We start from the raw sequence: 19,687 nt of genomic DNA on the forward strand, positions 1-19,687 counted from the left end.
CGGTTCGGCGGTGAGTGCGGCTATCTGTTCGTCGCGGGTCATGCTGCCACCCGCTGAGGCTGTACGAGGCTGCCGAGCGGCATCGTCGGGTAGTCGTAGTCCACGCCGAGCGCGGCGAACTGGGCGGCGTAGATGCGTTCGCGCTGTAACTGGGTCAGCTCTCGGGTGCGCTCGTCCTTGAAGATGGCTCGCACCTGTTCGGCTGACGGTGCGGTCCAGGGGCGGGACCACGGGCTGACGTGTGCGGGGGTCGGTCCGGACGGATCGGTGAGGTGTTCGGCGGAGTGGCGTCCAGGCTGGCGGGGGGCGAGGGTGGAGAGCGCCCAGGAAAGGGCGTGGGCGAGAAGGTCGCGCATGTCGTTTCAGCTCCCATTAGCTGTCTCGGCGGAGCCTCGGCGGACCGCGTAGGACCGGTGCGCTGGACACCGTCGAGCTGGGGCGTTTTCGTGCTCGGAGATCTGCTTGTCTAAGTCGCTCCGGGTTGGCCGTTTGTCTACGCTCTGCCTCATGCCTGAGCACTCGTCCGACTCGCACATCCCCGCACGCCCCCTACATGCGGGTGCTGGACGCGCTCACGGCCGTTATCACGGCGGGCATCATCAAGCCCGGTGAGCGCATTCCGTCAGAGTCGGAGTTGTGCGAGCGGCACAAGGTGGCGCGGGAGAATGCCCGCCGAGCGGTGCGGGTGCTACTGAGCGGGGCACGGTGCGGACGGAGTGGGGGAAGGGGACGTTCGTGACCGGCGTGGGCTGGGCGTTCGGGGGTGGCTAGCTCAGTGATGTAGGCGGGGGCGGGCAGCAGAGTGACGGCGGTGCACTGGATCACGGTCCGTTGCCTTTCTTCGTGGCAAGTTGAGAGCGGGGGCCGAGGTGGTCAGTCCGTGCAGTCCTGGTCGTCTGCGTCCCGCAACCGCTCCACTTCTTGGCGGGCGCGTTCCTCCAAGAGGTCTCCGAGCGGGTCCGTCACCTCCCAGGAGTGGCCGCCTGGATGCTGCTCGTACAGAACGCACGCTTGCCCGTGCGTCACGGACTTGGGGTGGTAGGCGGCTGGGCACGGGGGCAGTTCTGCGAATCGGTATGTCTCGGCTTTGCTGGTGCCGGTCCAGAACAGCCACAGGTCCCGTACGGCGGGTATCTCGGCCGTCCAGAGCTGCGCGGCGTGTTCGGTGTGCTCGTCGTGCTGTGCGAGTTCGCACAACAGGAAGTGGTCCGGGGTGAGTGCGTGGGGCGGGTTGTCGGGTCCGCCGTGCATCGTGGTCAGAGCGACGAGCGTGTCTATCTCGGGAACGCCGGTGTAGGCGGTGCACTGCAACACGTCGCGTGATCCTTGACGTTGTGAGAGGGCGAAGTGAGCCCCGCCCGCTGATCGTCGGCCGGGGCGCACGGGTCGGCGTCCGGATCAGGTGTCGAGGATGGCGGTCACGGCGGACGGGCCGGGGAAGTTCTCAGGCAGGGCGTCCATCAGCAGTTCGTCGACGGCTTGCCCGAGCCAGAAGCCGGACTGCCGCAGCCGGCCTGCTGGGCGGAACCCTGCTTTCTCGTAGGCAGCGATCCCGGCCCGGTTGGGCTCCAGCACCTTGAGCCACACCATGCGCAGGGCGGCGAGGTGAAATGCCCAGTCCAGGGTCAGCCTGGATGCTTCGGCGGCGTACCCCTTGCCCCGTGCTTCCGGGGCGAGCATGATCACGAACTCGGCCGTGCGGACGTATGTGTTGACTTCAAGGATGGTCATCCCTACGGCCGTGTTGTCTTCGATCCGCACCACCTCGAACTGCTGGAAGCGTTCGTTGCCCCTCTGGCGCTCGTATCCGGCGGCGCGAACCTCCCAGGACTGCGCCCACTGGTTGCCGTACCCGAGGATGGTTCGCGCGTCGTTCTCCCACCGGTGGTACTCGGGCAGCATGTCTTGCCGGGGCATTGCCAGGGCGAGGCTCTGGCCGGTCAGGAGAATGTGCGGGTCAGTCACGGTCGTACTCCTCTGTCGGCCCGTGCCGGGCCGGGTCCGTCGGGCGTGTAGGTGGGGGTGTACAGGGCGGTGTCCGCCGGTTCTTCCACCGGTTCCCCTCGTGGGTCGGCAATCCAGGCGTGCAGCCGCACCGGGTCGACGGCTACGCCGTGGCGCCACTCGGCCCGGCGCCGGGCCACCGTCAGCAGGAGGGCGGCGGCCGTCGATTCCTCCATGCACGCCCATCGCATCGGCATCATGCGAGCGGCCCAGCGCACCGCGCACACAGCGTAGTGAGCCTGGCCCCCCGTGGCCGGGGCCAAATCGCGGCCCGCGCACGCCAGTCGTACGAGCCGGGAGAACCGGCCTTGGCGCGGGCCGGCTGCCCACACCGCAGCGGTGACGAGGACGACCGGCACGGCGCCGACGCGCCATCGCAGCGGAATGGATACCGGGTCGGGCAGGACGGCCGACTGTTCGACGGTCCCCCACGACAGGGCGGCAACCGGGAGCCGCACGACCGTTGCCCCCAGGTCCGCGGAAGCCGCCGAAGCGGGCCGCAGCTCGGTGTGCCCTGTGGCGTAGTCGATCAACACGCAGGCGTGTTCGGTGAGTGCTGCCACGGTGGTGTCACGGCTCATCGCACACCCGCCGGGGCCGTCACGGGCCGCTCCCAATTGGTGGCTGATGTGGTCTCGACCGCTTCGAGCCATGCTTCGGCTGCGAGCGCGGACAGCAGGGGCGGCCATATCGTCCGTGCCCCGAGTGCTGCCGCGTGTATCGCTGCTTGCAAGGGCGCGGGGTTGACGATGCCCAGGGCGGCAAGCCGCCCGTCCGCCAGTCCAAGCACCCGGCCCAGGTTGACGCGCAGACCCTCGTGGAAGTCGCCCACGAACAGTCCTTTGGCGGCCCGCTTGCGGTGTGCCTCGGGCAGCAGATCGGCGAAGGTGTCGGCAAGCATGGGCTTGTACCGGCGCGCGGGGAACCGCTGTTCGTGGGGTACGGAGAGTGCAGCGTCAAGGACAGCCCCGTCGAAGTACGGGTTGTGGAGCGCGATACCGAGGGAGTCCGCGAGCTGAATCTCTGCGTGCGCGGACCTCGCCACGATCCGGAACGACGACAGGAACACCGCATCCGCGTCAGCGCTGGCCGGGCCGTGGTCAGACGGCGCCGGAACCTTCAGCCACGGCGGCGGGAGCAGCACCGCGCGGCCGATGTGCGCCGTATTGCCCCGCACGGCCGCAGAGATGAGCGGGAGTGGGCTCTGCCTGCGCAGCCGCGCCCAGTCCATCGCATCCCCGAGCATCCGCAACCAACGACCGTGACGGGCGAGACTCGCGAGATGGGTGGGGGCCAGGAGAAAGAGGTTGTCCCCGCCGTCCCCGGTCAGATGAGAGACCGAGCCCGCCGCAACCATCACCCGGAGCTGATGGGAGAACATCGACCACACTGGCGTGGACGGGGCCGGCTCGTCCGTGGCGGGTAGCGGCACTTCGGTTGGCGTGAACGGCAGATGACGGGCGCTTAGCGGGAAATACGTCCGGTGCAGACCCGGTACCGTCAGGGCTCGCGCGTAGTCGAGGTCCCCGCCGTGCGTCGCTCGTTCCGGATGCAGCGTCACGCCCGTGATCGGCCCGCACTGCGCCGCGAGCAGGGCCAGTGTGGTGGAGTCCATGCCCGCAAGATCCGTGGTCACCGATCCACCTTCCACACGGACGCGGACTCCCTCGCCGAGAGCACGTCGCAGTGCGGCTGAAGCGTCGCCGGGCGTCCGTTTCATCGGCTTCCACCAGGAGGAGAGCGAGGCTCGTCCCGCTGTGTCCAGCGTCAGCAGGTGCCCGGCAGGAACGGGCTTGACCCCTGCCCATGCGCAACGGCCCGCAGTGGGAGCGTGTTTGTCTCGCAGGAAAGCGGCAAGCCATTCGGTGTCCACGCTGCCACCTGCCAGCGGAGACAGGGCAAGCGAACTCGACCCCCACACGACCCCACCGGGGACGTTCACCGTGTAGAGGGGACATGCACCGGCCGCATCGGCAAGGACTTCAACACGGCCGTCACCCCGGGCGCGCACCACCGTGTGCGATCCGGCCCACCCGTCGGCCACCGTCGCGAGATCGGGGCACGAGAGGGCGCGGGCAAGGTCGTGTTCCGAAGCGGAACACGGGCCAAGGACAGCGATCTTCGCGTCTCCGAGTTCCACGGTCTGTATGTGCTCCGGCTCCCAGTTACCGCAGACCCACACTGCCGGGTCGCTCCAGAGCAGTCGCGCACCTACCGGTGCTGCGGTGGGGCGGCTGCCGGGCGTACTGCCGCCGAACCAACGTGCTTCGCGTTCTTTCATCTCGTCACCTCATCCGCCAGGAGCCGGAGCGGCGGCCCCGTGGGGAGCATCTCCCGCCGGGACCGCCGCACTTCGATCAGTCGTACGGGTTCTGCTTCGACTCGGTGCTGGTCGAGTCGCTACCGCGCGTCAGCTCGGCAGCGTCGCCCAGAACGATGACCGCAGGAACGGCAACGGGGGCAGTGACCCCGGCCGTGTCTGCCGCATGCGTGTTGTCCGACATTCGTTTTCCTCCTCTCCACATGTGATGGGACGGGACAAACCCCTTACCGGGCAGGAACGCCCACCCTTACGGGCAAGGGGAAGACTGGTCAGGGCCTCGTGCCCTTGCACAACGGCGGGACGCCGGGGCCGCGAACGACCGCAGCGGACGAACGGTCTCGACGAGGGATCTCCCACTCATCCAGCCGTTCCGCGACCCACCTTTCGCCCACGATCCCGAACGAGCGGGACAGGGACGCAGCAGACTCCCCACCGGTGTAGCGGGTCGTCACCTCATCGCGGGCCGCGAGAAACCCTTCTCGTGCCTCGTCAAGTTCGGCTTGCGCTCGACGGCCGGGCATCAGCACTCCAGACTTGTCGGTCAGTTGGTTGCAGGTGACCCGCCCTGGCCGCCGGGGGGAGCCGGGAACACGACCAGAGCGGGGGCAGCGGAGCCGGATCGGTGCTGACGCGGGACAGGGATGTTCCACGTGTCGAACTGGGCACGGAGCCATTTCCTGGAAACGTCGTACGCAAGGGCGAGAGCGGCGATCGACTCCCCGGCCTCATACCGCCGGATCACCATGCCTTTTCGCATGATCACGGCGGCGCGGAGCCGCTGAATCTCCCTGTTCGTCCGTCGCGGGCTCGCTCGGCGCCGGGACTGCGCCGGGCTCATTCCTGCCCGCTGCCGTTCCGGCCGTTGTCTCCATACAGCCGGTCCGGGGTGTGGTGGCGAACGTGTCGGTCCGCCAAGGCACCTTGCGTCTGGTCCGCTCGTGGGGACGGGTTCTTGCGGGTGTCCCGTTTGATGGTCGCCGCCGCAGCAGCAACCGTGTTCTTCGCCTTGCCCACGTACTGTTCTCCTCGCTCGCTGCTCAGTCAGGGGGTGAACCGCCCGGCTGCCGACCGTCACGCAGACAGCCGGGCGGGGTATATGGGGTGGGTGTTCCAGGGGATGCCGCTTGTGCGGGTGGTGGCGCCGCTCGGGAGGGCGAGGGGGCGCACATCGAGCCGGTACCAGCACGCATCGTCGTGAGTGACGAGCTGATACGGCAGCCCATCCGCGAGCTGCTGCAACGCCTGGTCCTGGTCGCTGATGCTGTTGGCCCAAGCGCGGAGTTCCCCCGCCGGGTCCCGATCGGTGTGCCCAACCCGTTGCAGCACGCGGGGCGGAATCCACTCGGCGTACGGGTCGGGGTCGAGCGCATCCGCGAACCGGAGAGCCTGACCCCGGAGCCAGCGGAGAGCGAGCCGGCGGGACGGGGTGACAATGCCCCCGAGATAGACGGTCGTCGCACCGTCGCCCGCGTACAGCTCGGCGATGTACAGGGCGCGGTCCAGTCTGCGGAGAGTCACAGCACGGCTCCCCGGGTGCGGGCGTTGCAGCGTGCGTTCTCCGCGTGAAGCCGCTCCGACGCATCCGCAGGACGGACGTGCTCGGGCTCGGCTTCCCACTCGGTCCCGCCGCAGACCGGACGCAGTGACCAGTACGGGCCGGCGGACCCCCGGAACTCTCCAACACGGTCGGCGTGGGCGGTGTCGACCACGAGCGTGCCGGGTTCAGGGACGCGTACAGACTTCTCCCCACGCGTGGGAACGTTCTGCACAGACATCGCCGCTCCTCTCCGTAGCGCTTCCACTACTCGGGCGGCCCAGCGTGGACTACAGTCACGCTGTCTTCAACTTGCGTGTTCTGCTTAGAGAGTTGGGAGTCCTGCATGGTCAACCGGAAGGAACTCGACCCCGAATCGTCACCGAAGGCGGCGTTCGGCAAGCGTTTGAGGCAGGCTCGGGATGAACGCGGCTGGACACAAGACGAGCTGGGTGTGCGGATGGGGTGCACTGGGACGCATATTTCCGCCGTGGAAACTGGTCGACGCTCTCCAACTGGTCGCTTCGCGATTAGTGCTGACAGGGCGTTCGGAACGGGCGACAAGTTCCAACGCATGGTGAATGCCCTCCACAACACCGCGCTGCTGGAGGGGTTCCCGGAGTACGTACGGCAAGAGGTACGAGCCGCGGAGATCAGACTCTTCGAACTCGGGATCGTTCCGGGTCTGCTCCAGACCCCGGAGTACGCGGCAGCCATCGCCACGGGCGCCGTGCGGCGGGGAGCGATTACAGAGCAGCAAGCAGACGAACGACTGACGCTCCTTGCCAAGCGGCAGTTGTCCCTGGAGCGGATACCCCCGCCCTTCGTCTACGCGGTCCTGGACGAAAGCTGCGTCCGGCGACCAGTCGGCGGGAAGGGGGTCATGGCTGCGCAGTTTGACCGCCTCGTTGCCTTCGCCGAACTGCCCTCGACCCTGCTACAAGTCGCCCCGTTCGATCTTGGAGAGCGACGCGCCTTCGATCTTCCGGTGACTCTCCTGACCCTTCCGGACCGGTCGCAGGTCGCCTACTCGGAGTCAGCGCAGCAAGGCCAACTAGCACGGGATATGGCGTTCATTCAGCCCCTGATGACGGCCTACCATCAGCTACAGGCTGAAGCGCTCTCCCAAGCGGCCTCCGTGGCCACGATCAATGAGTTTCGAAAGGGCACACCGTGACGACCGAGACACCGCGTTGGTTCACATCCTCCTACAGCAGCAACGGCGGCCAGTGCGTTGAGGTCGCCGCCAACCTTGCCGTCTCGCACGGCATCGTTCCCGTCCGTGACTCCAAGAACCCCACTGGCCCGGTTCTGAACTTCTCGGCCGGCTCCTTCGCTTCCTTCACCGCAGGCGTCCACGCTGGCAAGTTCGGCACTCTCTGATCAATCCGCCGACCAGGGCCGGTCTATCGTCGCGTCCAAGTAAGACGATGAACGCCCCGCCGTGTGCCTCTAGAAGGAGCACGACGGGGCTTTCTGCTGACCTGTTGAGGTCCCATGGTCGGAGGCCAGAACATCCACTCGAAACCGGGCGTGTCGCCGACTGATTGCCGGGGCGGCAGGTTTGAACGGCAAGGAACTCCATAGGCTGAGTTCGATGTCGGCGGACAGGTTCGCCACGGGCAGACGGGAAAGCTCCGGAATGACTGGCCAACGGTTTCAGAGGCATGTAAACGTAGACGACCTTCCCTGAAACTCCCAGGTCAGAGAGATAGAAGCCCGTGACCGTGCTTCTCTGAGCCCCAGTTCCTTCCACCACTGTCCGTGGTCCACAGCATCGCCCCGCGCTTGCCGGCGCTTCGGCGAGCCAGCGTTTCCCCACCAGTGGCTTCGGCTCCAGTTACCCTCACCCGATTTTCCCGTGTCAGGAGGTCTTCGTGGAGCACACGGAGATGACCGTCGGCGATCTCATCGGCCTGCTGTCCGCCTGCGACCGGAGCGCGCCGGTGCGTTTGGCGATATCCCCGTTCTTCCACATGGCCCACCGGCTCACCCAGGTTGTCCAGACCGATGAGAGGGGGCGGCCCGTTGTCTACCTGGCCGAGGGCCGGGACCCGGACACTCAGCTCGGCTCCCTGCCGCCCGAGGTTGCCGTTGCTCTCACCTGGCAGGGCCCCGTTCAGGCGCCCCCACGCCGCGCCCGCCGCTCCGCTCGCCGTGGCAGCGGGCAGTAAGGCCCGCTCGATTCCTGGAGGTGTCTCTGCACCCGCACCACCCCGTCGTTCCCTCCCCTCCGACCCGCCTTCCGCGTTCTGGGTTGGTCCCCGGTATCTGGCCGGTGATGACGGATGCCTCTACGAGATGGTGGCCGACGCCCTCACCGGGCTCGGCTGGACGAACCTGATGGTCGTCCGTGGCAGGCGGGTGCCGGATGAGGCTTCGGAGGACCGGGAGGTTCTGCGCAGTACCGTTCTGAACATCAGCCGCGACACGCTGCGCTGGGCCCAGTGGGTCCTGGCGGACGAGCCATTCCTTCTCGGGGAGCTGCCGGTCGCCTGGCAGGTCTCCGCCCGTACGGACGTGAGCAGCCCGCTCGCCGCGTGGTCCGCCTACTTCACCCCCGGCGTCCCCGGCGAGGTCCTCGGCGACTTCCTCGCCGCTCTCAACAACCGCCACCAGCCCACCGCAGGGTCCACCGGACCCGAGCTGGTCCTCGACACGCTCACCACGCGCGGATGGCTGCGGGACATCGATCATCCCCGTTTCGGGGCGGTGGACCGGATGTTCACCACATACGTCAGCCTCGGCGAGGTGCCGCCGCTCATCCAGGACGGTGACCCGCGCCCCCTGACCCTCGCGCCCGACGAGACGGGTCCGGCCGGGTGGCAGGCGTGGGCCGAACCCGCCCTTGGCGCACCGTACTTGTGGGCGGCGTCGTTCTCCGCCGGCGTGCCGCACGATCTCGTTGCGGCATTCGCCGCATCCCTTGCCTCGTCGGCGCCGGTCCTGCGCCGGGTGCTGCCCAAGAGCACCAAGGACCGGATCCTGCGCGCTCCGGCCGACTGACGGGCAACGCCGTCGTCCGCGCCCAGGGAGACCGCTCTCCGTCGGCGGCCCCGATGCCAAACCCGCCGCCTCCCCTCGTAACTGCGCAGCCCCGCATACCGTTTCGGCATGCGGGGCTGCGGTGCGTTTCTATGTGCGGTGGTGGTTCAGGCGGGCACGCGGCAGCCGTTGGGGCTCTGGGACTCGCCTGCGGTCGGCGGCTGTCGGTGTGTGCGGTCAGTCCTCCGTGTGCCGGGTGAGGTGTTCGGTCGGGTTTCTGTGGGTGGCGCGGTATTCGAGGGTGTCCTGTGCGGTGACGATCGGGACGAGGCGTTCGTACTCGGCGTAGTCCTCGTCGGTCATGATGCTGATGGCGTCGGCGACCACAGCGTTCTTGGGGAGCTGGTCGAGGTACTTCCTGACGAGGGCGACGAAGTCGTCCCTCATCGCGTCGACTTCGTCCAGCCACTGGTTCTCGCGCCGTATCTGCTGGCGTGCGGCGGCCCCTTCTTCCGGGGTGATGGTGCTGATCAGGCGCTGCTCGGCGAGGGTGAAGGGACGTCCGTCGCGGCGTTGCGGGGGTTCGTCTCGGCGGCCGTGCCAGTCCACGTCGGCGAGGAGGGCGACGACGTCGGGGCGGATGTGGGTCTGGGGCATGGGCGGTTCCTTCTGCAATGTCGTGTGGATGGGGTCTGAACTGGTGAGCGCTTCGCGGTGAATCGCTCAGGTGGTGCGCGGGGCATGGGGTGCCTCCGTGACTCGCTGGACTTGGCTTCCGGGGGTCAGTGGCGGGTGCGCGGCCCGCCGGGCTGGGGCGCCAGACTTGGTGTGGGCTGTGGTGCCGGCGGTGCGGTGCGGGGTGTTTGTGCGGTGTGGGTGGTTTGTTGGATGCGCCAGGCGAGGAGGCGTGCGGGGTACCGGGCGTCGTCGAGGGGGCGCTGGGCGGCGGCGCGGAGGACTTCGACGGGGTCAAGGCCACGGGTGTCGGCGCGGGCGAGGGTGGCGGCGAGCGCCTCCCAGTCGGCGGCGTTGAGAATCCGGTCGGCGTGTTCGGGCAGCACCACGCGGACGACACGCTCGTACCGGAGCCGGACCGCGGGGCTGGTGGGGCCTGCGCGTTTGACGGTGGCCAGGGCGCTGGTGGCGGCCTGGTCTGCGGCGGTGTGGAGGTGGGTGAGGGCGTTGCGGGTGGCGGTGACCTGCTGGTCGTGGTGGTGGAGGTCGTGCCATCGGAGGGTGGCGGCGGTGGCGAGGACGATCGTGTCGAGGAGCAGGGCCAGAAGCGTGCCGTCGGTGCTGTTTGGTGGTGGGGTGCGGAGCATGGCCCTGACGGCTCCCCGCAGCCGGACGGCGTGGCGGTTCTCGGCCTGGACGCGGGAGCGGGAGGCCCGCTCGAAGGCCGCTGCCGCCCGCCGGAGTTCCTCCCGGTAAGGGGCGGGGGCCAGCAGCGGCAGTGCGTCGAGGGCTTCGCCCAGGGCGGCGACGTGGGCCTGCGCAGCCGGCGCCCCGTCGTGCGCGAGAGCACGGGGAATGTCCTCGATGGCGGCGATCGCGTCCTGCAACGGGCGCGCGGGGGCGCCTTTGCCGGTCAGCCGTTCGCTGATCCTGGGCCACGACAAGTCCGGGGAGAGCTTCGATCCGGAGTACCAGATCGGCTCCGCCCCGCTGTTGGTGTCACTTTCCAGGGCGAGGGTGTAGCCGCGGACGTCGCCGGAGGGGAAGCGCTTGACGTCGACGAGCACCCCCTCGGTGTGTTCCAGCAGGGCGAGGAACTCCTCCGTGCTCGTCGTGGCGGCCACCGCCGTGCGGGCCGCGGCACGCAGAAACTCACGGGCCGTTGTCTGGTGGCCGGCGCGCTTGGCCTTCTCCTGCTCGGCGCGTGTGGGGCGTTTGGCAGCGGTGCGGTCGCCGCGCACGACCTGGTGCAGGCCGTATTGCTTCTCGACGGCGGCGAGTTCACGGTCCGCGGTGAGGTAGTCGTTCCAGTGCCGGGCGCCCCGCAGGTCCGCCCGCACGGTGGTGGCGGCGATGTGGATGTGGTCCGGTGCGTGCCGGACGGCTACCCACCGGCACCCGTCCGGATCACCCTCGGGGGTGATGCCGGTGGCGTGAACGACGCGGCGGGCGATGTCCGCCCACTGTTCGTCCGTGAGGTGGCGGTCGCTCTCGGCGGCGCGGACCGAGCAGTGCCACACATGCTTCTCCGGTGCTCGGCCCAGCCTCTTGGCCTGCTTGACGTGCAGGTCGAGATCCGCCACCAGGAGCTTCCTGACGGCGTCGGAGTCGTCGGCGCGGCCGGGATCCGGGGCGAAGCCGTCGAAAGACGCGACCAGGTGCGGGTCCGTGTGGCCCTTCGCCTTCTCCGTGTCGAAGAGGTAGCGGATCAGGCCGGCGGTGCTCTTGCCGCTGTTGATCTTCGCGATCAACGGACGGCCTTCTTGCTGACCGCCTGGTTCGCCGCCTGAGCGATGACCCGCACAGCCGCGCCTGCTGCGGTCAGGGTGTGCTCGGTCTGGGCGAGCAGGGCGCTGTCCCCGGGGTGCGGGTGGCCGCCGGAGTTGAGCTTCTTCGTGATCAGGTTGCGGCCGATGTGGGTGACCTGGGCGCGTAGCGCGTTGAGTTCGTCGATGTAGTCGTCCAGCGGGGTGCGCTGGCCGGGCAGGGCGAGGTCACCGTTCACGTGGGCCATGACGACGGCGCCGACGTAGTGGGCGGCGGCGATGTTCAGTGACTGGGCCATGCCGAGGATGTCGGTCTTCTCATCGACGCTGTAGCGGACGTCGACGCGCTCTTTGCGCTGCTCGTCTTGGCGCTCGCGGCGGCGGGCGACACGGTGAAGCGCGGCTTGATCAGCAGCACGCGGCAACGGCGACGGCACAGCGGCAGAGACAGCGATGCCGGCCGGTGTCTCCCGCTCGGGCTCCCCCTGGTGCCCGAGCCCCTCCGCCACCCCCGGGGCGGAGATTCCCCCGTTGGACCGGCCCTTGGACGGTCCAACGGCATACCTTGCTCCGCTGGTGCTGGTGGCTGTCATCTCCTGCTGCGAACGTTCCTTCTGCTCAGACGACTTCGGTGTCGTCGGCTCGTCGGGGGTGTGGTCGGGGTGGTGCGGGTGGTCGGTCACGAGCGGTTCTCCGAAAGTGGTCGGGGCAGGGCGGGCAGGTTCACAGGGACGGGCGGGCGGCTGCTGTGGTCAGGCGCGATATCCACAGCTGTGGACGGGGCGACGAGTGCGGGTGGCCGGCTGGTCGGCTGGTCGGCTGGTCGGGGTGACCGGAAGGGTTCCGGTCACCCCGTCGGGATTCCGGTCACCCGCTGTCCTGACCGGCCCCGGCCCCGGCTTCGATCTCGGGCCGGAGGATGTCCATCACCTCGGTCTGCCGCTCACTGCCGATCGTCAAGCCCCTGTCCTTGACGGCCTTCCGGAGAAGGGAGCGGCTGAGCTTGCCGTGCTCAGCGAGAGCGGTCCGGCCAATCTCCACAAGCTCCTCGACCGGCGCTTTCGCCGGACGGCCACCGCGCGGCTTGCTCTCCACCACCGGGGCCGGAGGTTCCGGCGTCTCGGCGGACGCGGCGGTCGGCAGGCCGGGAGGCTGTTCGGAAACCGTGTCCGGACGGGCTGCTGGTTGGTCGACGAGTTGGTGGATCTGCCGCATCAGGACACCGAAAGCGAGCAGGGCTGCGGTCGGGGGTACTGCGGCGACCACATAGTCGAGCAGCGGCACGGCGCCAGCACCTGCTGTACCGCTGACGCCTGCGACGTTGAGCGCGATGGAGCCGACCGATCCGGTGGCGGTCACGGCGATGGCCCATCCGTCGGTGACCCTGCGCAGACCGGCGCGGAGCATGAGGAGTTCGCCCGCGACGATGAACGCGTCCAGCGTCGCCGGCCACGCCCACTGACGGACGGGTGAACCTCCCAGCCCGTGCTTCCCCGCCACCTCGGCGAGATGCGCGTAGGACAGCCAGAACGCCCCGACGGTCAGGGCCACGATGACGACACCCGCAGCGGCGAGCGCGTACCGCTCAGCGGTGTGCTTCATCACCCCCTGGCCCTGCGTCGTCGCGATGGTGGTCTGGTGCCGGATGGTGGTGGGGCGGGGCAAGCGGGTCCTCCTGGGGTCGCGGTTGTCCGTCTTAGCCGTCTTGGCCGTTGCAAGCGCAGGTCAGGGCAGGGACGGCAGGTGCTCCGGTGTGGCGTCACGGCCGACGGCGGTGGCGTTTCCCCTGCCGTCCGGGCCGGGCGGGACGGGACTGTTGTGTCATGCCGTCCCAGCGCGCACCGCTGTGACCTGGGGTGATACGGCGGGGACGCGCGGGACGGCACAAGACGGATCCGGGCACGGTCCCGGTGGGGCGGCGTGGGTTTCATGATCGTGTTGCCGTCTTGGGGCCGGTTGCCGTCTTGTCCGCAGGGTGTGTGACCTGCGGGATTACGGCAGGGACGGCAGGGACGGCGGCCTGGGGTGCGGGCTCAGCCCGTGGTGGGCCCCACGCCGGGCGGTGGATCTACGGGGTGGACGGTGGGGCAGTAGCGCCGCCACGCGTCGAGGAACTTGTTGCGCATGTAGCCCTTGCGCTGGGTTCCGTCGGGCAGCCGGACGTTGCCCGGCTTGACGCCGAACTCCCGCAGCATGGACGCCAGATCCCGGGCGCTCAGCCCGTTGCGTCCCCATTCCGCCCACGGACTCTCGGCGTCCTGGCGGAGCCGGTGGAGGAGGTCGTCCGTCGGCAGGCTGTCGGGCTCGCGCTGGGCGGCGAAGATCTTGCGGATGTCGGCCAGGATCCGCGCTCCGCCAGGCTGGTCCTCCTCCGCTTCCACCTCGGTGGCGACCATCCTCACGCACGCCGTGCGGGCCAGGTTGGGCCAGGGCCCGGCGGCGAGGTCGGCGATGATGACCAATGGTTCCCAGGTGTCGGCGGCCCGGTCCTCCACCGGCATGCCCGGCTCCAGCTCTGCCGCCGTCTCCAGCAGCGGTCTGGCCCACGCGGCGAGCCTGTCGCGGAGATCGTGCAGGGCGGGGATGTCGCGGCGGGAGCGGAAGGGCTTGACGCTCTCGCCTTCCGCGCGGCGTCGCATGCGGACGACGACCGGCCGGTCCATGATCGTGTCGGGCAGGTCGCCGATCCCCGCGAGGGCCGCCATGGCGAAGGTGGCGAACTTGTGGGGCGTGTGGTCGTTGCCGACGACACGGGTGACGTACCGGTTGCGCTGGTGACCGGCGTTGAGCAGACCGCGCATCTCCTCGTTCTTCTCCGCCTGCTTCGGCGTGCCGAAGATGGTGTCCGCCTCGTCCACCAGGAGCGTGGGCGGCTCCTCGGTGATCGACCGGAAGATCGCCGCCGGGGTGGTGTTGATGGTGAGCATCGGCTCGTGGACCGTCTCGGTCAGCACGTCCAGCAGCCGCGATTTGCCGCACCGCTTCGCCGGCCCCACCACGGCCAGACGCGGCGCGTGCTGCCAGGCGGGCTGCAGATGCGTCGCCGCCACCCACAACGTCACCGCGTCCAGAGCCTCCACAGAGGGCAGGATCACGAACTTCGCTATCTGGCCGCGTAGTTCATCCAGCAGCGCCGAGGCGGTCGTCGGCTCGGGATCTGGTTCCGCCCTCTGGGCCGACTGGCCCGCCGAAGCGGCGTCAGTCGCTCCGTCGCTGGCATGCTGGCCGGGGACGGCTACGGGCGGCCACGACGGCCTGCTGAGCGTGGAATGGGGCTCGGCTTGGGGCTGTTCCACCGGGCGGCTCCTTCTCTGGCGGTGGCGGGCCTTCACGCCCTTGCCGCCGGGTTGACTCACGGACCGCTCGGGGCCGCTGTGGCCTTGGGCGTTGCCGCGCCGGAGGGCCACTCCGTTTCCCGAGGGAACACGGACCGTACGTCCACGCCCGGCAACAGTCCAGCGTTTCTGTGTCAGCTCAACGCAGAACCGTCTGCTACGTTGCCGCCCCTTCACGCCGCCAGCCCCAGCAGACCCAGCAGATCCGCCCTCACGACCCGGTACGCCTTACCCAGCCGCAGAACCCTGCACGGGTACTCGCCCCGCTTCGCCAGCTCATACCCCTTGCTCCGACCAAGCCCCAGAGCACGGTTGCTTGTATCCAAGTCAACCGCCACCGGCAGAGCGAGCAGCTCCTCCCGGCTCATCAACTTCGAACCCTTCAACCGGCCGTCGGCCGCGTCTTCGCGCATACGGTGCGCCCCTTCTCAGTACAGCCCTCGGCGAACGCGGCAATCACGTCCGACTCCAGGCGACACCAACAAGGATCCTCAAGCTAATGTGTCTACATGACACAACACGGTGTGGATGCTGATGAGGACAACTTCCCGGAATGGGTGGACCGCGTCCAGGCGAACGTGGCCGGCGAAGTCCGGCGCAGGAGAAAGGAGAAGGGCTGGAGCGCGCAGGAACTCGCCGACGAGTGCGAGCGGCTGGGGCACCCCATCCCGCGCAACGTGATCGCCAACATGGAATCCGGACGCCGCGCGAGCCTTCCGCTGGTCGACGTCATGGTCCTGGCCGCCGCCCTCAAGACCTACCCGGGCTGCCTGATCTTCCCCGTCGGCTACGTCGAAGAGACCCAGGAACTGCCCTTCCAGTCCCTCGTGCCCACCTGGGACGCCCTGCGGCGCTTCACCGGCGAGGAAGACGTGTCGGATTACGACGCAGGGCTGGTACCCGACTTCGAAGCCCACACCAGCCTCGTCCACACCGCCACCGCCGCACTCGAAGAAGAAGAACAGGCCCGCTTCGCCGCCAAGACAGCAACGAGCCGCGCCGAGAAGGAAGAAGCCGAACGCAGACAGACCACCTACGGAGACCAGGCCATCTCCGCCAAGTACACGCTGCGCTACCTCCGCCGCGACCTCCGCGACGACGGGGCCACCCCGCCCGACCTCTCATCCGCGCTGGGCGACGTCGACATCCCCGAAACCATGACCAGCACCAACACGACGCCGGAGGACCGCCTTTGAAGGGCTCCACACACCGCCGCTGCTACTGCCGCGACCCCAGGACCGGCAGACCGCTCGGCAAGAAGTGCCCCCAACTCACCAGCCGCAAGCACGGCTCCTACTCCGTACGCCAGGAACTCCCGCCCCGCCAGGACGGCACCCGCCGCTCCTTCAACCGCGCCGGATACGACACCCTCAAAGCCGCTCAGGCCGACCTCGACCACGTACGCGCGCTTCTCGGCCTCGCCGACACGGACGACCCCGAGGGCATCCATCTCATCGCGGAGATGCTGTCCGACGTCAGCCGCGACAAGCTGCCCCTCCCCGACGTGGAGGAGACCCGGCGTCGCCTCAACGCCGGCCAGGACCTCGCCGGCAGCCTCACCGTGAGCGAGTGGCTGGACCGGTGGCTCGCGGGCAAACGCATCCGGAAGTCGGGCGTCAGCCGCTACGAGACCGACGTCCGCGTCCACCTCAAGCCCCACATCGGCGACCGGCGCCTCGACCGGCTGCGCGTGAGCCACCTCGGCGAGATGTTCACCGCCATCACCGACGCCAACGCCAACGCCGACATCCTGGAGCAGAACGCCCAACGGCGGTCGGCGGTCGAGGAACTGGCGACCGTGCCATGGAAGGGCACGGAGAACCGGGCCCGCCGCAAGGTCATGAAGACGGCGATCGACGCGATGCCGGGCTTCCGCCGTATCACCGGGCCGTCCACGCGCCAGCACATCAAGGCCACGCTCCGCGCCGCCCTGAACGACGCGATCGGCCAGCAGATCATCACGTTCAACCCGGCCGCGCATGTGGAGATCGATCCCGTCCGCAAGCCGAAAGCCCTGGTCTGGACCGATGAACGGGTTGCCCGGTGGCAGCAGACCGGCGAGAAGCCCTCCCCCGTCATGGTCTGGACTCCCGAACAGACCGGCGCCTTCCTCGACTTCGTCGCCGCAGACCGGCTCTACGCAATGTGGCACCTCATCGCCTTCCGCGGCCTCCGACGCGGCGAGGCGTGCGGACAGCCCTGGTCGGAGACCAACCTCGACCGGCACACCCTCACCGTCTCCGGCCAACTCGTCCAGGACGGCTGGGACGTCGAGGCGTCCGAACCGAAGACCGACAGCGGCTTCCGCGTCGTAGCCCTGGACGACGACACCGCCGGCGTGCTGGAACGGCACCGCAAACAGCAGAAGACGGACCGCGCGGAATGGGGAACAGCCTGGGTCGAGACCGGCCTCCTCTTCACCCAGGAAGACGGCTCCTGGCTTCACCCCGGCAAGGTCACCGACCTCTTCGAACGACTCGTCGCCGCCTCCGGCCTTCCCCCGATCCGGCTGCACGACCTCCGCCACGGCGCCGCCACCCTCATGCTGGCCGCCGGCATCGACATCAAGATCGTGTCCGACACCCTCGGCCACAGCGACACCCGCATCACGCGCGACATCTACCAGAGCGTTCTGCCCCACGTCGGCAAGAACGCCGCCGAGGCCACCGCCAAGCTGGTCCCCCTCCAACGCAAGGCCGAGGCCGAGGAAGCCTCCCGCAAGGAGGAGAAAGCCCGGAAGAAGGCCCGGCGCGCCAAGAAGGCCCAGGCCAGAGGCAAGAAGAAGACGAAGCGGAAGAAGCCCGGGAACTAGGTCCCGACGACCCTCCGCTCACGCAAGCCCTCCCCCGGCACCCCGGCCGTGTGACGCGCCATGCTCCGAGCAACAGAAGACCTCAGGTCAGTGACTATCTGATCTGAGGTTTCTAGGAACCACCCTCGGGCTTCGAATCGAAGACCTACACATTACGGAGGCTGCGAGATCATCCTGGGCGGTGCCTCAAAATACCCACTTCCCCGTCAGCAAGGCAGGTCTGCGGGAAACTCCAAGCACGCCTTAGTCCCGCCCCCGCGGCGGCACACAGGTACGTTCAGTGAAGAACCAAACCCCCTTGGAGCAGGTTGCTCCCAGAACCCGGCCCTTCTCCCGAAGCCAGGGATAGCGGCCTTGCAACTCCGCGAAGTTGTCATTCGTCACGACCATCGCACCCGATTCGTCTGCGATGACTGCCACGAGGGCATCGCCCTTGCCCTCGGTACCGGCTGGCGGCTGAATGACGTCTCCCTTGCTGAGAGCGGCCGCCACGGCTTCTCGTTCCGCATCCGCGACCTTGTGTCGGAAGCTGGCGTCGACCACAACATGAATGTCGGCCTCGGGGTACTTCGTGGCCAGCGCCGCCCGCGCGACCTGGAGCTGAGAGAAACTCGGGCGATCGCCGTCCTCGTAGACCCCCGGGCGGACCGGTGCATGACCAATCCAGGCAAGGTTGGAGCCGTCCACGACCAGAGTGTGCGGACCGCCGTCGAGCGTTGTCGGCGGCGCCTTCGGAGGAGCGGGAACGGGGTGGGCACCTGCGGCCAAGGCGGTCGACTTGAGGAAATCCGGATTCACGCTGCCCTTCAGCAGGCGGTCCAACTCCTTCCGGACCTCGGGCGTGGGGCCGCCCGAACCGAAGCTCTCGACCTCCTGGTTGACCACAATCTCGCCCGTGTGCTCCAGGGTGGCTTTGACATGGAGCAGGCCATTGGAGTCGTACGTGTACTCCAAGTCAAAGCGAGACTCATCACTGACCCGCGGCATGGGGTAGGTGAGGGTGAGCTCTGTGAGCTGCACGTTGTCGCGGTGGGCGAGTTCCTTGTCCGGGTCGCCCTCCCAGATCTCCACGGAGAGCTTCCGCGCGTGGTCCTGATGGGGCGTGTAACTCTTACGCTCCTTCCAGGGCAGCGGCGAGTTCCTAGGGATGATCTGGCTGAACCGCTTGCGTCCTGAGGAATCCTTGACCATTGTGCCGAGCGCATGGCTGGTGGCGACCTGGATGACCCCCTCGGTCTCACCAGCGAGTACCGCCGCCGCGATCGAGGCGCCGCGTGCGACCGCTGTCATCGGGTCGCAGAGCTCTGTGGGCACAGGCTCCATCTGGAGTGCTTCGGCGACGGCGGCCCGCACGCTGGGGATCTGACTCGTACCGCCGATCATGAGGATCTCGTCCACGTCGAGCGGGGCCATGTGCAGGTCCCTCAGGCACTGTTCCACCGGCCCGAGGGCGCGGTCGACAAGGTCGCCGATCGCCTCCTCCAGCTCGCCCTGGCGAATCTCGACTCCAACGCCGTCGGGGGTGATCACTGTCACGAACGGCTGGGAGGAGAGTAGGATCTTGTTCCGCTCCACGTCTAGGCGGAACTGCCGCTCCTGTGCCGGACTCCAGGCCCTGCGCGCGGGCGCCCGTTCGAGGACGAGTTCGCGCAGCCGCCGGTCGATCTCCAGACCACCAAGCTCCGTCACTCCGCGTGACGCACGCTCCTCGAAGAAGCCGTCCGAGTAGTCGAGCACGGTCACGTCGATGGTGCCACCGCCCCAGTCGAAGACCAGGATCTGGGAGTCTTCGCGAAAGTCGTGGACGTACGAGATGGCGGCCGCTGTTGGCTCGTTCAGCAGGGCCTGGACCTCGATGCCGGCGAACCGCGCCGCTGCCCTGGTTCGGTACCGGGCGGCGCCCGTCGCGTTGGCGGGCACCGTGATGACGGCGCGGTCGATGGCGGTGAGGTTGTGCTGAGCGCCGTCGCGCATCGCGGTAAAGACGCCCGCCGCGACGGTGGTCGCAGCGAAGCGTCTGCCCTGGATGGTCACGTACTCGTCACTCTTGAGGAGTCGCTTACAGGCTTCGGCCGCCTCCTCGGAGCGGAGCTTGGCCTCCCAGCCGAACAGAGGGCCGCGCCGAAGCGAGCTGACACCCACGACCGAGGGAAAGAGCTGCTCGAACCCTGGCCGGCGCCAGTCGGCGTCGATGTGGTGGGCATCGAGCGGCAGTACCTCGACGTCGTCGCCCTGCCACTGGGCCACGACGGA

Annotated in this window: 23 protein-coding genes; 7 read left to right on the forward strand and 16 right to left on the reverse strand. The window is 68.5% G+C overall.

The window, feature by feature from the left end; all coding sequences use genetic code 11:
- Nucleotides 1-38 precede the first annotated feature (38 nt).
- Entirely contained in the window at nt 39-356 is a 318-nt protein-coding gene (locus ACFUN8_RS11905) for a hypothetical protein (protein WP_383634792.1), read from the reverse strand.
- Nucleotides 357-553: 197 nt separating this feature from the next.
- Here ACFUN8_RS11905 and ACFUN8_RS11910 point away from each other — a divergent pair, with 197 nt between their 5' ends.
- Nucleotides 554-739: a GntR family transcriptional regulator gene (locus tag ACFUN8_RS11910; protein WP_383634794.1), complete on the forward strand. Its 186-nt coding sequence runs from the start codon at nt 554-556 to the stop codon at nt 737-739.
- A gap of 134 nt (nt 740-873) precedes the next feature.
- On the opposite strand, the gene ACFUN8_RS11915 is transcribed toward ACFUN8_RS11910, so the two are convergent.
- The 8 genes from ACFUN8_RS11915 to ACFUN8_RS11950 all read right to left on the reverse strand — a co-directional run bounded on the left by ACFUN8_RS11915 (nt 874) and on the right by ACFUN8_RS11950 (nt 6,102).
- Nucleotides 874-1,314, reverse strand: coding sequence for a hypothetical protein (locus tag ACFUN8_RS11915; protein WP_383634796.1), 441 nt, complete (start codon nt 1,312-1,314; stop codon nt 874-876).
- An 84-nt stretch (nt 1,315-1,398) separates the two neighbouring features.
- A complete protein-coding gene (locus tag ACFUN8_RS11920; RefSeq protein ID WP_383634798.1) occupies nt 1,399-1,965 on the reverse strand; it encodes a GNAT family N-acetyltransferase in 567 nt (188 codons plus the stop codon).
- Nucleotides 1,962-2,585, reverse strand: a complete 624-nt coding sequence (locus ACFUN8_RS11925; RefSeq protein ID WP_383634800.1) for a lasso peptide biosynthesis B2 protein — start codon at nt 2,583-2,585, stop codon at nt 1,962-1,964. The genes ACFUN8_RS11920 and ACFUN8_RS11925 overlap by 4 nt, the downstream gene beginning before the upstream one ends.
- Nucleotides 2,582-4,285, reverse strand: a complete 1,704-nt coding sequence (locus ACFUN8_RS11930) for an albusnodin/ikarugamycin family macrolactam cyclase (protein ID WP_383634802.1) — start codon at nt 4,283-4,285, stop codon at nt 2,582-2,584. The genes ACFUN8_RS11925 and ACFUN8_RS11930 overlap by 4 nt, the downstream gene beginning before the upstream one ends.
- Before the next feature lie 76 nt (nt 4,286-4,361).
- Nucleotides 4,362-4,508, reverse strand: coding sequence for an albusnodin family lasso peptide (locus ACFUN8_RS11935; RefSeq protein WP_383634804.1), 147 nt, complete (start codon nt 4,506-4,508; stop codon nt 4,362-4,364).
- Between the two features lie 653 nt (nt 4,509-5,161).
- The gene (locus ACFUN8_RS11940; protein WP_383634806.1) at nt 5,162-5,341 is read right to left on the reverse strand and encodes a hypothetical protein; all 180 of its coding nucleotides are present in this window, start codon (nt 5,339-5,341) and stop codon (nt 5,162-5,164) included.
- A gap of 57 nt (nt 5,342-5,398) precedes the next feature.
- Nucleotides 5,399-5,845, reverse strand: a complete 447-nt coding sequence (locus ACFUN8_RS11945; RefSeq protein ID WP_383634808.1) for a hypothetical protein — start codon at nt 5,843-5,845, stop codon at nt 5,399-5,401.
- Nucleotides 5,842-6,102: a hypothetical protein gene (locus ACFUN8_RS11950; protein ID WP_383634810.1), complete on the reverse strand. Its 261-nt coding sequence runs from the start codon at nt 6,100-6,102 to the stop codon at nt 5,842-5,844. Before ACFUN8_RS11950 ends, ACFUN8_RS11945 begins: the two co-directional genes overlap by 4 nt.
- Before the next feature lie 105 nt (nt 6,103-6,207).
- Between ACFUN8_RS11950 and ACFUN8_RS11955 the strand changes: the two genes are divergently transcribed.
- From ACFUN8_RS11955 to ACFUN8_RS11970, 4 genes are all read left to right on the forward strand, one after another.
- Nucleotides 6,208-7,038 carry a helix-turn-helix domain-containing protein gene (locus ACFUN8_RS11955; protein WP_383634812.1) on the forward strand — a complete coding sequence of 277 codons (831 nt, stop codon included), beginning with the start codon at nt 6,208-6,210 and terminating at the stop codon, nt 7,036-7,038.
- Nucleotides 7,035-7,244 carry a DUF397 domain-containing protein gene (locus ACFUN8_RS11960; RefSeq protein ID WP_383634814.1) on the forward strand — a complete coding sequence of 70 codons (210 nt, stop codon included), beginning with the start codon at nt 7,035-7,037 and terminating at the stop codon, nt 7,242-7,244. The genes ACFUN8_RS11955 and ACFUN8_RS11960 overlap by 4 nt, the downstream gene beginning before the upstream one ends.
- Before the next feature lie 509 nt (nt 7,245-7,753).
- On the forward strand, nt 7,754-8,035 hold the full coding sequence (locus ACFUN8_RS11965; RefSeq protein WP_383634873.1) for a hypothetical protein: 282 nt from the start codon (nt 7,754-7,756) through the stop codon (nt 8,033-8,035).
- Between the two features lie 127 nt (nt 8,036-8,162).
- Nucleotides 8,163-8,867 carry a DUF317 domain-containing protein gene (locus ACFUN8_RS11970; RefSeq protein ID WP_383634816.1) on the forward strand — a complete coding sequence of 235 codons (705 nt, stop codon included), beginning with the start codon at nt 8,163-8,165 and terminating at the stop codon, nt 8,865-8,867.
- Nucleotides 8,868-9,083: 216 nt separating this feature from the next.
- Here ACFUN8_RS11970 and ACFUN8_RS11975 read toward each other — a convergent pair whose 3' ends face one another.
- The 6 genes from ACFUN8_RS11975 to ACFUN8_RS12000 all read right to left on the reverse strand — a co-directional run bounded on the left by ACFUN8_RS11975 (nt 9,084) and on the right by ACFUN8_RS12000 (nt 15,035).
- Nucleotides 9,084-9,503 (reverse strand): hypothetical protein, encoded by a 420-nt coding sequence (locus tag ACFUN8_RS11975; protein WP_383634818.1) that lies wholly within the window; start codon nt 9,501-9,503, stop codon nt 9,084-9,086.
- A gap of 125 nt (nt 9,504-9,628) precedes the next feature.
- Nucleotides 9,629-11,272, reverse strand: coding sequence for a relaxase/mobilization nuclease domain-containing protein (locus ACFUN8_RS11980; RefSeq protein ID WP_383634820.1), 1,644 nt, complete (start codon nt 11,270-11,272; stop codon nt 9,629-9,631).
- Complete coding sequence (locus tag ACFUN8_RS11985) at nt 11,269-11,880, reverse strand: plasmid mobilization relaxosome protein MobC (RefSeq protein WP_383634875.1); 612 nt, start codon at nt 11,878-11,880, stop codon at nt 11,269-11,271. Before ACFUN8_RS11985 ends, ACFUN8_RS11980 begins: the two co-directional genes overlap by 4 nt.
- Nucleotides 11,881-12,154: 274 nt before the next feature.
- A complete protein-coding gene (locus ACFUN8_RS11990) occupies nt 12,155-12,889 on the reverse strand; it encodes a DUF2637 domain-containing protein (RefSeq protein WP_383634877.1) in 735 nt (244 codons plus the stop codon).
- A gap of 431 nt (nt 12,890-13,320) precedes the next feature.
- Nucleotides 13,321-14,583, reverse strand: a complete 1,263-nt coding sequence (locus ACFUN8_RS11995) for a DUF3631 domain-containing protein (protein ID WP_383634822.1) — start codon at nt 14,581-14,583, stop codon at nt 13,321-13,323.
- A gap of 212 nt (nt 14,584-14,795) precedes the next feature.
- On the reverse strand, nt 14,796-15,035 hold the full coding sequence (locus ACFUN8_RS12000; protein WP_383634824.1) for a hypothetical protein: 240 nt from the start codon (nt 15,033-15,035) through the stop codon (nt 14,796-14,798).
- A 96-nt stretch (nt 15,036-15,131) separates the two neighbouring features.
- On the opposite strand from ACFUN8_RS12000, the gene ACFUN8_RS12005 reads away from it, so the two are divergent.
- Nucleotides 15,132-15,818 carry a helix-turn-helix domain-containing protein gene (locus ACFUN8_RS12005; RefSeq protein ID WP_383634826.1) on the forward strand — a complete coding sequence of 229 codons (687 nt, stop codon included), beginning with the start codon at nt 15,132-15,134 and terminating at the stop codon, nt 15,816-15,818.
- Nucleotides 15,815-17,434 carry a tyrosine-type recombinase/integrase gene (locus ACFUN8_RS12010; protein WP_383634828.1) on the forward strand — a complete coding sequence of 540 codons (1,620 nt, stop codon included), beginning with the start codon at nt 15,815-15,817 and terminating at the stop codon, nt 17,432-17,434. The genes ACFUN8_RS12005 and ACFUN8_RS12010 overlap by 4 nt, the downstream gene beginning before the upstream one ends.
- A gap of 243 nt (nt 17,435-17,677) precedes the next feature.
- On the opposite strand, the gene ACFUN8_RS12015 is transcribed toward ACFUN8_RS12010, so the two are convergent.
- Nucleotides 17,678-19,681 carry an Hsp70 family protein gene (locus tag ACFUN8_RS12015; protein WP_383634830.1) on the reverse strand — a complete coding sequence of 668 codons (2,004 nt, stop codon included), beginning with the start codon at nt 19,679-19,681 and terminating at the stop codon, nt 17,678-17,680.
- Nucleotides 19,682-19,687 lie beyond the last annotated feature (6 nt).

The organism is Streptomyces sp. NPDC057307 (assembly GCF_042667665.1).
Lineage (GTDB): Bacteria > Actinomycetota > Actinomycetes > Streptomycetales > Streptomycetaceae > Streptomyces.

Excerpts from the sequence above, each read along its gene's own strand:
- ACFUN8_RS11905 (WP_383634792.1), bottom strand. The coding sequence starts at position 356 with ATGCGCGACCTTCTCGCCCACGCCCTTTCCTGGGCGCTCTCCACCCTC.
- ACFUN8_RS11910 (WP_383634794.1), top strand. The coding sequence starts at position 554 with ATGCGGGTGCTGGACGCGCTCACGGCCGTTATCACGGCGGGCATCATC.
- ACFUN8_RS11925 (WP_383634800.1), bottom strand. The coding sequence starts at position 2,585 with ATGAGCCGTGACACCACCGTGGCAGCACTCACCGAACACGCCTGCGTG.
- ACFUN8_RS11930 (WP_383634802.1), bottom strand. The coding sequence starts at position 4,285 with ATGAAAGAACGCGAAGCACGTTGGTTCGGCGGCAGTACGCCCGGCAGC.
- ACFUN8_RS11935 (WP_383634804.1), bottom strand. The coding sequence starts at position 4,508 with ATGTCGGACAACACGCATGCGGCAGACACGGCCGGGGTCACTGCCCCC.
- ACFUN8_RS11950 (WP_383634810.1), bottom strand. The coding sequence starts at position 6,102 with ATGTCTGTGCAGAACGTTCCCACGCGTGGGGAGAAGTCTGTACGCGTC.
- ACFUN8_RS11955 (WP_383634812.1), top strand. The coding sequence starts at position 6,208 with ATGGTCAACCGGAAGGAACTCGACCCCGAATCGTCACCGAAGGCGGCG.
- ACFUN8_RS11965 (WP_383634873.1), top strand. The coding sequence starts at position 7,754 with ATGACCGTCGGCGATCTCATCGGCCTGCTGTCCGCCTGCGACCGGAGC.
- ACFUN8_RS11970 (WP_383634816.1), top strand. The coding sequence starts at position 8,163 with ATGGTGGCCGACGCCCTCACCGGGCTCGGCTGGACGAACCTGATGGTC.
- ACFUN8_RS11975 (WP_383634818.1), bottom strand. The coding sequence starts at position 9,503 with ATGCCCCAGACCCACATCCGCCCCGACGTCGTCGCCCTCCTCGCCGAC.
- ACFUN8_RS11985 (WP_383634875.1), bottom strand. The coding sequence starts at position 11,880 with ATGACAGCCACCAGCACCAGCGGAGCAAGGTATGCCGTTGGACCGTCC.
- ACFUN8_RS11990 (WP_383634877.1), bottom strand. The coding sequence starts at position 12,889 with ATGAAGCACACCGCTGAGCGGTACGCGCTCGCCGCTGCGGGTGTCGTC.
- ACFUN8_RS12000 (WP_383634824.1), bottom strand. The coding sequence starts at position 15,035 with ATGCGCGAAGACGCGGCCGACGGCCGGTTGAAGGGTTCGAAGTTGATG.
- ACFUN8_RS12005 (WP_383634826.1), top strand. The coding sequence starts at position 15,132 with ATGACACAACACGGTGTGGATGCTGATGAGGACAACTTCCCGGAATGG.